Source organism: Pseudomonas sp. 1, assembly GCF_056626735.1.
In genome coordinates this window covers 43,744-55,167 of record NZ_JBWXMQ010000027.1, presented here as the reverse complement: position 1 = coordinate 55,167, position 11,424 = coordinate 43,744, and the positions used below count along the sequence as shown (strand labels likewise).

At 59.7% G+C, this 11,424-nt stretch carries 10 protein-coding genes; 9 read left to right on the top strand and 1 reads right to left on the bottom strand.

Going from position 1 to position 11,424, the window contains the following annotated elements; translation table 11 throughout:
• Positions 1–45: 45 nt before the first annotated feature.
• Positions 46–318 (bottom strand): DUF1652 domain-containing protein, encoded by a 273-nt coding sequence (locus AC1MDC_RS27385; protein WP_011334086.1) that lies wholly within the window; start codon positions 316–318, stop codon positions 46–48.
• Positions 319–581: 263 nt separating this feature from the next.
• Here AC1MDC_RS27385 and AC1MDC_RS27380 point away from each other — a divergent pair, with 263 nt between their 5' ends.
• The 9 genes from AC1MDC_RS27380 (at position 582) to AC1MDC_RS27340 (ending at position 11,418) form a co-directional block, all read left to right on the top strand.
• Positions 582–1,397 (top strand): helix-turn-helix domain-containing protein, encoded by an 816-nt coding sequence (locus AC1MDC_RS27380; protein WP_085696208.1) that lies wholly within the window; start codon positions 582–584, stop codon positions 1,395–1,397.
• A gap of 51 nt (positions 1,398–1,448) precedes the next feature.
• Positions 1,449–2,855, top strand: coding sequence for an NAD(P)/FAD-dependent oxidoreductase (locus tag AC1MDC_RS27375; RefSeq protein WP_480394098.1), 1,407 nt, complete (start codon positions 1,449–1,451; stop codon positions 2,853–2,855).
• A gap of 29 nt (positions 2,856–2,884) precedes the next feature.
• Positions 2,885–3,229 carry a cupin domain-containing protein gene (locus AC1MDC_RS27370; protein ID WP_011334089.1) on the top strand — a complete coding sequence of 115 codons (345 nt, stop codon included), beginning with the start codon at positions 2,885–2,887 and terminating at the stop codon, positions 3,227–3,229.
• 56 nt (positions 3,230–3,285) lie between these two features.
• Positions 3,286–4,371 (top strand): polyamine ABC transporter substrate-binding protein, encoded by a 1,086-nt coding sequence (locus AC1MDC_RS27365; RefSeq protein WP_227235514.1) that lies wholly within the window; start codon positions 3,286–3,288, stop codon positions 4,369–4,371.
• Between the two features lie 387 nt (positions 4,372–4,758).
• A complete protein-coding gene (locus AC1MDC_RS27360; protein ID WP_480394097.1) occupies positions 4,759–6,225 on the top strand; it encodes a serralysin family metalloprotease in 1,467 nt (488 codons plus the stop codon).
• A gap of 93 nt (positions 6,226–6,318) precedes the next feature.
• The gene (locus AC1MDC_RS27355) at positions 6,319–6,741 is read left to right on the top strand and encodes an AprI/Inh family metalloprotease inhibitor (RefSeq protein WP_170929683.1); all 423 of its coding nucleotides are present in this window, start codon (positions 6,319–6,321) and stop codon (positions 6,739–6,741) included.
• Positions 6,742–6,914: 173 nt separating this feature from the next.
• Positions 6,915–8,702 carry a type I secretion system permease/ATPase gene (locus AC1MDC_RS27350; protein WP_480394096.1) on the top strand — a complete coding sequence of 596 codons (1,788 nt, stop codon included), beginning with the start codon at positions 6,915–6,917 and terminating at the stop codon, positions 8,700–8,702.
• On the top strand, positions 8,699–10,048 hold the full coding sequence (locus AC1MDC_RS27345; RefSeq protein WP_085703001.1) for an HlyD family type I secretion periplasmic adaptor subunit: 1,350 nt from the start codon (positions 8,699–8,701) through the stop codon (positions 10,046–10,048). Before AC1MDC_RS27350 ends, AC1MDC_RS27345 begins: the two co-directional genes overlap by 4 nt.
• A gap of 2 nt (positions 10,049–10,050) precedes the next feature.
• Positions 10,051–11,418, top strand: a complete 1,368-nt coding sequence (locus AC1MDC_RS27340) for a TolC family outer membrane protein (RefSeq protein ID WP_085696202.1) — start codon at positions 10,051–10,053, stop codon at positions 11,416–11,418.
• Positions 11,419–11,424: the final 6 nt, after the last annotated feature.

The window sequence follows — 11,424 nt, the reverse complement described above, 5'->3', positions numbered from 1 at the left end:
TAAAAAAGCCCGCATAAGCGGGCTTTTTTATTTTAAATCAGCAAGTTATGCGTAACTCTTGAGAGACTCAGGAGGAATGAAAGCCTCCAGCTCATCCTCCACAGCTTCGATTATTCGCTCCACATCCGCCGCATTCATCACCGTGGCACAGGGAATGCCGGCGATCGCGATCAGGGTTTCGCCGCTGGCCCGATCGAACAGGCGGGCGACCAGGCTGCCGGGCGCATCCATGGTCGCCTCGAAACCCATTGGATGAAAATGCCAGCGCATCAGCTGGCACGCATTGGGGAACGTGACCTTGCTTGACCCTTTATTCATGTGTTGCCCGCCTTCTTCATCGAGCGCTTCCGTTTGCTCATGGTAGGTGGGAAGAGCCTTCATTGGCCCAACCGGTGATTGCCTTAAAAGTAGCATCTGAATGTGAATTTCCTGTGAGAATTTTCAGTTCATTTAGCGATTGCGCGGACTTTTTTGATGTAAGTCACGGTTCACTCCAATCGTCGCCAAAATGCCATCGCGGTCGGGTTATTGATGCAGCGCCAGAAGTTGGGCAAGCTCGGTTCTTTTTCCAAGAGTCCCTTATGCACGCCGATGATGACGGCCCGGAACAGACCCGGGCCACGGCCGAAACGGTCATGCGCTATCACCTGTGCTGGAAACACCGGGACCTGGATGGCGTGATGGCGCTGTACCACCCGGACATCCAGTACAACGATTTCTTCCAGAACCGCGTGCTTGGCCTCGACGAGTTGCGCGAGTACGTCCGGGTCAGCATGCCGCGTGAATCCGACGAAGCGCTGGAGCATTGCGACCGCATCCGCATCGACGGCAACACCGCATTCATTCAATACGAAGTGACGTTGCGCGGCGGTAACGGGCTGGTGTCGTTTCGGTCCAGCGAAGCGATCACGGTCAAGGACGGGCAGATCTGGCGGGTCAACGAATATGCCTCGCTGGTGCGCGAACAGGCCGACAGCCCGACGGCAAGCAGCCAGCGCCCGGCCGTGAGTCGCCTGGGTTTGTCGCCGCGCCAGTTGAGCTTCATGGCCGATGACTTGCAGCAGTATTTTCAAAGTCAGCAGCCTTATCTCGACCCCGAACTCGACCTGCAACGGGTGGCGAAGGAGTGCGGGTACAGCCGCAACCAGATTTCCTATTTGCTGAATCAGGTGCTGGGGCAAAGCTTCTACCGCTACGTCAATCAGGCGCGGCTGCAACATCTATTGCGGTCGCTGGACAACGCCGCTGCGCCGCTGCGCATCGACGAACTGGCCTTCGCCGCCGGTTTCAATTCGCTGTCGGCGTTCTATAGCTGCTTTCGCCAGCACACCGGCCAGTCGCCCAAGGCCTACGCGAAGCAAATTTCTTTGCGGACACGCGCGCAAGACAATTCCTGAGTTCTGCCTCTAGGATCGACGCCATCGAAACCTGGATTGGCGGAGTCTTGCATGCCGGCGTGGCGCACTATCAGTTTGTGGATGGACCAACTCGACGAGCCGCTGACCGCGCGTGCGTCGCTTGCGCAGGACCTGGACGTCGACGTGGCGATCATCGGCGCCGGTTACACCGGGTTGTGGACTGCGTACTACCTGAAACAACAGGCGCCGAGCCTGAACATCGCCATCATCGAGGCACAAACTGCAGGCTTCGGTGCATCCGGTCGCAATGGCGGCTGGTTGATGGGCAATCTGCTGGGGGAAGATCGCCTGCTGTCAGGGCTGTCGCCGCAACAACGCCGCGCTTCTTACGACTTGCTGCACGGCATTCCGGATGAGGTGGCGACTGTCCTCGAACGCGAAGGCATCGACTGCGATTACCGCAAAGGCGGGGTGCTGTACTGCGCCGCGCGCTATCCCGAGCAGGAAGTCAGTCTTCGCGATTACCTGAAAAAACTCCACGCCCAGGGACTGACCGACGACGATTACCGCTGGCTCAGCCCCGAACAGCTGGCGCAGCAGCTGCGCCTCGCCAAACCTTACGGCGGCATCTTCGCGCCACATGTGGCGACCATTCACCCGGCAAAACTGGTGCGGGGCCTGGCGCGAGCCGTCGAAAGCATGGGGGTGAAGATTTACGAAAACAGCCCGGTGACCCATTGGCAGGCCGGCAGCCTGCGCACCGACAAGGCCAGCGTGCGCAGCCGCTGGATTGTCCCGGCGATCGAAGGGTATTCGGTCACGCTGCCACCGCTGGGCCGTTATCAATTACCGGTACAGAGCCTGATCGTCGCCACCGAGCCGTTGTCCGCCGCGACCTGGGACGCGATCGGCCTCAGTCGGGGCCAGGCTTTCAGCGAGTTCAGCCGTCAGGTCACTTACGGCCAGCGCAGCGCTGATAACCGGCTGATCTTCGGCGCCCGTGGCGGCTATCAATTCGCCGGCAAGCTGCGCCACAACTTCGACCTGACCCGCGATGAAGTCGAGCTGCGCCGCTACCTGTTCGGCGAGCTGTTCCCTCAACTGAAAAACGTGCAGATCACCCACGCCTGGGGCGGCAATCTCGGTATGTCCCGGCATTTCAAACCGCACATGCTCTGTGATCGGGCCAACGGCATCGCGCTGTCCGGCGGCTATGGCGGGGAGGGTGTCGGCGCTTCCAACCTGGGCGGGCGGACGCTTGCGGATCTGATTCTCGAGCGCGACACCGAGCTGACACATCAACCGTGGGTGCTGCCCGACGGCGGGATCCACGCACTGCGAGCCTGGGAGCCGGAGCCGTGCCGCTGGCTCGGCTACAACGCGATCATCAAAAGCTTTGTCCACGAAGATCAGACCCTGGCCAACCCGGCGACCGCGCCCTGGCGGCGCAAGCTTGCCAGCCGGGTGGCGGGGTTCATGGAAGGTTTCATGCACTGAACGTTGTTTACTAAGAGACAGGTAACGCCATGAGCATCACCCAATTCAAGAACACCGCCACGTTGCAACTGGATGAGTCCAACCCGGTGGCCGTGCCGCTCGGCACGCCGGTGGCGATTGCCTCCACCACCAGCGTCGAGCGCGATGACGGCGTTGAAACCGGCGTCTGGGAATGCACGCCCGGTCGCTGGCGGCGGCAGATCACCGCTCAGGAGTTCTGCCATTTCATTTCCGGTCGCTGCACGTTCACCCCGGACGACGGCGGCGAAACCCTGCACATACAAGGTGGCGACGCGCTGATGTTGCCGGCCAATACGCTCGGGATCTGGGACATCGAGGAAACCGTACGCAAGACCTATGTCCTGATTTTCTGACGCTTTGATCCTTTTGATTGCCTGCCAACAACAATAGCCAACACAGGAATCGATCCATGATCCGAAAGACCCTCGCACTCGCACCCTTGATGCTGGCCGTCTCCCTCGCTCAGGCGGCGGATACGGTCAAGGTTTACAACTGGTCCGACTACATCGCGCCGGACACCGCCAAGAACTTCGAAAAGGCCAGTGGCATTGGCGTTACCTATGACGTCTACGACAGCAACGAAACCCTCGATGGCAAGCTGATGACCGGCAAATCCGGTTACGACGTGGTGTTTCCGTCCAACCACTTCATGGCGCGGCAGATCGAGGGCGGGGCGCTGAAGAAGCTCGACAAGAGCCAGTTGCCGAACTGGAAGAACCTCAACCCGGTGTTGCTCAAGGCCTTGCAGACCAACGATCCGGGCAACGAACACGGCTTTCCGTACCTGTGGGGCAGCACAGGCATCGGCTACAACATCGCCAAGGTCAAGGCCGTGCTGGGTGATAACGCGCCGGTGGACTCCTGGGACTTGATCTTCAAACCCGAATACATGGAAAAGCTGCAGAAGTGTGGTGTCGCGATCCTCGACAACGGCCCGGAACTGCTGCCGGCAGCGCTCAACTACCTGGGTTTGCCGCATCACAGCAAGAACCCCGAGGACTACAAGAAAGCTGAAGCGCTGCTGATGAAAGTGCGGCCGTACGTCAGCTATTTCCATTCTTCGAAGTACACCAGCGACCTGGCCAATGGCGACATTTGCGTGGCCGTCGGTTTCTCCGGCGACATCCTGCAAGCGGAAAATCGTGCCAAAGAGGCGAAGAACGGCATCGAAATCGGCTACGAGATTCCTAAGGAAGGCGCCGCGATCTGGTTCGACATGGTCGCCATGCCCGCCGATGCGCCGGACGAGAAGGCCGGCTACGCGTTCATGAACTACCTGCTGCAGCCCGACGTGATGGCCGGCATCAGCAACTACGTGCATTACGCTAATGGCAACGAACAGGCTGACAGCCTGATCGATCCGGCGATCAAAAATGACACCAAGATTTATCCGAGCCCGGAAATGATGGGCAAACTGTTCGCACTGGAGGCGATGCCACTGAACATCGACCGGATCCGCACGCGGGTGTGGAACAAGATTCGCACCGGCAGCTGAAGAAAACAGGCGAGGGCGGTACCGCCCTCGCCTGAACAGGTGCTGTTGGGACAACTTGATATCAATACACTGGCGTTGCACTGATAAAGTGCAGCAAAGTGAGACGCTGCTAACAAAAAACAACTTACCGATATTTAATATTTAAATAATAAATCGTCAGACAATTAGGCAGGCTCACTGCACTTGCAAACTTCTTTCTGGCGCACGCGCTTTGTTTACGGGAGTTTCCCGGAACAGTTCAATTTGATCTCAAAAAAACGCTAGACGTTAGATTTCAAATTGTGTCAGGTTTCTTACGCCTTCATTGGGCGAGTGATAGGACAATCTCGCCAGAGGTTGTCGCTATCGGACAAAAACTGTTCCATTGCTATACAAGGAAGTGTGTTTATGTCGAAAGTAAAAGCTAACGCTATTGATACCGCCGAACAGGCTTTCCAGCTGGGCGCGGCGCCGCAACCTCTGGCAGCGACCAGCACGGCGTATAACCAGATCAATAGCTTCAGCCATCAGTACGATCGTGGCGGCAACCTCACGGTCAATGGCAAACCCTCCTTTTCCGTCGACCAGGCCGCAACCCAGTTGCTGCGTGACGGCGCTGCCTACCAGGACAAGGACGGCAGCGGCAAAATCGAACTCACCTACACGTTCCTGACTTCGGCATCGTCCAGCACGATGAACAAGCACGGGATCAGTGGGTTCAGCCAGTTCAGCGCTCAACAAAAAGCCCAGGCCGTGCTCGCCATGCAATCCTGGGCCGATGTGGCCAACGTGACCTTCACCGAGAAAGCCTCGGGCGGTGACGGCCACATGACCTTCGGTAACTACAGCAGCGGCCAGGATGGCGCTGCGGCGTTCGCTTATCTGCCAGGCACCGGCGCCGGTTACGACGGCACGTCGTGGTACCTGATCAACAGTGGCTATACGCAAAACAAAAACCCGGATCTGAACAACTACGGTCGTCAGACCCTGACTCACGAAATCGGCCATACCCTTGGCCTGGCGCACCCGGGCGACTACAACGCCGGCAACGGCAACCCGACCTACAACGACGCGACCTACGGCCAAGACACCCGCGGCTACAGCGTCATGAGTTACTGGAGCGAAAGCAATACCAGCCAGAACTTCAGCAAGGGCGGCGTGGAAGCCTATTCCTCCGGCCCGCTGATGGATGACATTGCCGCGATCCAGAAACTCTACGGCGCCAACATGACCACCCGTACCGGTGACACCACCTACGGCTTCAACTCCAACGCCGGTCGCGATTTCCTCAGCGCTTCGTCGTCGGCCGACAAGCTGGTGTTCTCGGTGTGGGATGCAGGCGGCAAGGACACCTTCGACTTCTCGGGTTTCACCCAGAACCAGAAGATCAACCTTAATGAAGCCTCGTTCTCCGACGTTGGCGGCCTGGTGGGCAACGTGTCCATCGCCAAAGGCGTCACCATCGAGAACGCGATCGGCGGCTCCGGCAACGATCTGCTGATCGGCAACAGTGTGGCCAACGAGCTCAAGGGCGGTGCCGGCAACGACATCCTCTACGGAGCCGGTGGTGCCGACAAGCTGTGGGGCGGCGCGGGTTCGGACACTTTTGTGTTCGCGGCCAGCTCTGACTCCAAGCCGGGTGCGATCGATCAGATCCTCGATTTCGTCAGCGGCCTGGACAAAATCGACCTGACCGGTATCACCAAAGGCGCCGGCCTGCACTTCGTCAGCGCCTTCACCGGTGCGGCGGGTGATGCAGTGCTGACGTCTTCGGGTGGCAACAGCCTGTTGTCGGTGGACTTCTCCGGTCACGGCGTGGCTGATTTCCAGGTCAGCACCGTTGGCCAGGCAGCTATCAGCGACATCGTGGCGTAATGTGACAAGGGAAAGCGGCGCTTGATGCGCCGCTTTCTTCGCTTGCTTCGTCTCGCTACGTGCGCAAGGCTACATGCCGGAGTGAAATTTCCTATGATTCAAAACCTCTTTTCCCGCATGGCAGTCACCTGTTTCATGCCGATGCTGATGATGATTTCTGGAGAAACAACCATGGCAAGCAGCCTCAGACTCGAAGATCCATCGGTATTTGCCGGACACTGGCAAGCCACGCTGACCGCCGCCCATGACGCTCCAGAAGCGCAGGCGCTGCAAGACAAACCCTCCAATACCTGCGTAATCGATCTTGAGCCGAACCAGACGCTGGGCCATGGGGCTGATTGCCTGAGCGCATGGCTGCAAGAAAACGCCATCGGCTGGTTTCCCGATCCGGACGGTCTGTCCATCACCGGCAAGGAAGGCTCAAGAATCAAGTTCTTCGGCCGACAACATGACGGACTTTATTCCAGCACTTTGAAGTCAGGTCTGATCGTGACGCTCAAGCGTATCGAGCAATAACGCTGCCGTTAATGAACGAAGCGAATATAAAGAAGTACCCGAAAGTTATAAGTATTCGAAAAGTTGTTTTGAAAGTGTAAGCGGGTACTTGCAAGTCATTTCTCGCAGGTAAGCGATATAACAATTGAGCGCTCGCCATTATTGAGCGAGCTCAATCATTTCAGGAATGATCAATGAAGATGGCGAAGGCCCCAGCCACCGCTCCCTTATTCAAGGCATTGGGTGACTATAAAAGCATTCTGATCAGCGTCGGATGCTTTACCGCACTGATTAACGTGCTGATGCTGATGCCCTCCATATATATGCTGCAGGTCTATGACCGGGTGTTGTCTTCGCAAAACGAGACTACTCTGGCGATGCTGTCGCTGATGGTCGTGGGTTTCTTTGCCTTCATCGGGCTGCTGGAAGTGGTGCGCAGCTTTATCGTGATCCGCATCGGCAGCCAGTTGGAGCGCCGTTTCAATCTACGGGTCTATCAGGCGGCGTTCGAGCGCAACCTGTTCAAGGGCGAGGGCAACGCCGGGCAGTCGCTGGGCGACCTCACCCACATTCGCCAATTCGTCACCGGGCCCGCGCTGTTCGCGTTCTTCGATGCGCCGTGGTTTCCGGTCTATCTGTTCGTGATTTACCTGTTCAACGTCTGGCTCGGCGTGCTGGCCACGGCGGGGGCGCTGCTGCTGATCGCGCTGGCGTGCCTGAACGAATACATGACCAAAAAGCCGCTGGGCGAAGCTGCCGGTTACTCGCAGAAATCCAGCCAGTTGGCCACCAGCCATCTGCACAACGCTGAAACCATTCAAGCCATGGGCATGCTCGGCGCCTTGCGCAAGCGTTGGTTCCAGGTGCATTCGCGCTTCCTTGGCCTGCAAAACCAGGCCAGCGACACTGGCGCAGTCATCAGCTCGTTGAGCAAGACCTTGCGTCTGTGCCTGCAATCGCTGGTGCTGGGCCTCGGCGCATTGCTGGTGATCAAGGGCGACATGACCGCCGGCATGATGATCGCCGGCTCCATCCTGATGGGCCGGGTACTGAGCCCGATCGACCAGTTGATCGCCGTATGGAAACAGTGGAGCGGGGCGAAGCTGGCTTACCGCCGCCTCGATGCGCTGCTGCAAGCCTTCCCGCCGAGCGATGACGCCATGGCGCTGCCGGCACCGAAAGGCCAGATCACCTTCGAACAAGTCAGCGCCGGTCCTCCGGGACAGCGTGCCGCGACCCTGCACATGGTCAATTTCAACCTGGTGGCCGGTGAAGTGCTGGGCGTGCTCGGTGCCTCCGGCTCAGGCAAATCGACCCTGGCACGGGTGCTGGTCGGCGTATGGCCGGCCCTCGGCGGCACAGTGCGCCTGGACGGCGCCGATATCCATCGCTGGAACCGCGATCAGCTCGGCCCATATATCGGCTATCTGCCGCAAGACATCGAATTGTTCAGCGGCAGCATCGCCGAGAACATCGCCCGCTTCAGTGAAGCTGATCCGCAAAAGGTCGTGGCGGCCGCGCAACAGGCCGGCGTACACGAACTGATCCTGCGCATGCCGCAAGGCTACGACACGCAACTGGGCGAGGACGGCAGCGGTTTGTCCGGCGGCCAGAAACAGCGCGTGGCACTGGCCCGTGCGCTATACGGCAACCCGAGCCTGGTGGTGCTGGACGAGCCGAACTCCAACCTCGACACCGTCGGCGAAGCCGCATTGTCCAGCGCGATCGTGCAACTCAAGGCCCAAGGCACCACCGTGGTGCTGGTGACTCACCGTTCTTCGGTACTGGCCCAGGCCGACAAGCTGTTGGTGCTCAACGACGGTCGCCTGCAAGCCTTCGGCCCGAGCCACGATGTGCTCAAAGCGTTGTCCGGCAATCCGCCCGGCAACTCGCCACAACAAAGCGAAAAACCTGCACAGGCACCGGCCGGGCTCAGCATGAGCCGACAGTATCAGCCGACGACAAGGAATTCGGGTGTATGAGCAGCGCGAACATGAACACGCAAAACGAAGCGACGATGGAGCACGCGTACATCACCGAGCGGCCGGAGCGCGATGCGAAGTTCTTCGCCCGCATGGGCTGGATTCTGGCACTGGTCGGCGCCGGCAGTTTCTTTACCTGGGCGGCGTTGGCGCCACTGGATCAAGGCATTCCGGTGCAAGGCACCGTGGTGGTGTCGGGCAAGCGCAAAGCAGTGCAGTCGATGAGCAGCGGCGTGGTCAGCCGGATTCTGGTACGCGAAGGCGAGATCGTGAAGCAGGGCCAGCCGCTGTTTCGCCTCGACCAGACCCAGGTCGCCGCCGACGTGCAGTCGTTGCAGGCGCAATACCGCATGGCCTGGGCCAGCCTGGCGCGCTGGCAGGCCGAGCGTGACAACCTCAAGCAAGTGACCTTTCCGGCAGAACTGAGCGACAACGCCGATCCGCGCCTGGCACTGGTGCTCGAAGGTCAACGGCAACTGTTCAGCAGCCGTCGCGAAGCGTTCGCCCGTGAGCAGGCCGCTCTACGCGCCAGTATTGAAGGCGCCACTGCACAACTGGCGGGCATGCGCCGCGCCCGTACTGATCTCAACGCCCAGGCCGACTCGCTGCAACAACAGTTGAGCAACCTGCAACCGCTGGCCGACAACGGCTACATCCCGCGTAACCGCTTGATGGAATACCAGCGCCAACTGTCGCAGGTGCAGCAGCAACTGGCCGAGAACACTGGCGAAAGTGGCCGGGTGGAGCAGGGCATCCTTGAATCACGATTGAAACTGCAACAGCACGGCGAGGAATACCAGAAGGAAGTCCGCACCCAACTGGCCGACGCGCAACTGAAAAGCGTCACGCTGTCCGAGCAACTGACCTCCGCCGGTTTCGACCTGCAACACAGCGAAATCCTCGCCACCGCCGACGGCGTGGCGGTCAACCTCGGCGTGCACACCGAAGGCGCCGTGGTGCGTCAGGGCGAGACCCTGCTGGAAATCGTCCCGCAAGGTACACGCCTGGAAGTCGAGGGGCACCTGCCGATCAACCTGATCGACAAGGTCGGCACCCACCTGCCGGTCGACATCCTGTTCACCGCGTTCAACCAGAGCAAGACGCCACGAGTGCCCGGCGAAGTCAGCCTGATTTCCGCCGACCAGATGGTCGACGAGAAAACCGGTGTGCCGTACTACGTGTTGCGCAGCAGCGTCAGCGATCAGGCCATGGAGAAACTCAACGGTCTGGTGATCAAACCCGGCATGCCGGCGGAAATGTTCGTGCGCACTGGCGAACGTTCACTCCTCAACTACCTGTTCAAGCCGCTGCTCGACCGCGCCGGTTCCGCGTTGACCGAAGAATAAGGATGTTCGGCTGTATGAATAAGCTTTCCATGCTGGCGGCAGCGTTCGCGCTGCTCGCGGGCAACAGCGCAGTGGCGGCCATGGGGCCGTTCGAAATCTACGAACAGGCGTTGCGCAATGACCCGGTGTTCCTCGGGGCGATCAAGGAACGCGACGCAGGCCTCGAAAACCGTGCCATCGGCCGCGCCGGCCTGTTGCCGAAACTGGGTTACAACTACAACAAGGGTCGCAACTCGTCCAAGGCCACGTCCCTTGACGAACGCGCGCGCAACCGCACCGATGACCGCAACTACAGCAGTTACGGCTCGAGCCTGACCCTGCAGCAGCCGTTGCTCGACTACGAAGCCTACGCGGCGTATCGCAAGGGCGTGGCCCAGTCGCTGTTTGCCGATGAGAACTTTCGCGGCAAGAGCCAGGAACTGCTGGTTCGCGTACTGGATAACTACACCAAGGCCTTGTTTGCCCAGGATCAGATCGACATCGCGCAGGCCAAGAAGAAGGCGTACGAGCAGCAGTTCCAGCAAAACGAGCACATGTTCAAGCAGGGCGAGGGCACCCGCACCGACATCCTCGAAGCCGAGTCGCGTTACGAACTGGCGACCGCCGAGGAAATCGAGGCGCGCAACGAGCAGGACGCTGCGTTGCGGGAACTGGGCGCACTCGTCGGGGTGCCGGCGGTGGACATCAGTGATCTGGCGCCGCTGGATCAGAACTTCCAGACCTTCGCCCTGATGCCGGCCAACTACGACACCTGGCACGAACTGGCGATCAGCAACAACCCGAACCTTGCGTCCCAGCGTCAGGCCGTGGAAGTGGCGCGTTACGAAGTCGAGCGCAATCGCGCCGGGCATCTGCCGAAAGTCAGTGCCTACGCCACGATGCGCCAGAACGAGTCGGAAAGCGGCAACACCTATAACCAGCGTTACGAAACCAACACCATCGGTTTCGAAGTCAGCGTGCCGTTGTATGCCGGCGGCGGGGTATCAGCCTCGACCCGTCAGGCCAGCCGCACCATGGAGCAGGCCGAGTACGAACTGGACGGCAAGACCCGCGAGACGCTGATCGAATTGCGCCGCCAGTTCAGTGCCTGCCTTTCCGGAGTCAGCAAATTGCGCGCCTATCAAAAGGCCCTGACCTCGGCCGAAGCGCTGGTGGTGTCGACCAGGCAAAGCATTCTCGGCGGCGAGCGGACCAACCTCGACGCGCTGAACGCCGAGCAACAACTGTTTACCACCCGCCGCGACCTGGCCCAGGCACGCTATGACTACCTCATGGCCTGGACCAAATTGCATTACTACGCGGGCACCTTGAGCGAACAGGATCTGGCGCGGGTGGATGAGGCCTTCGGACAGGGCCCACGAACACAATGACGCTGT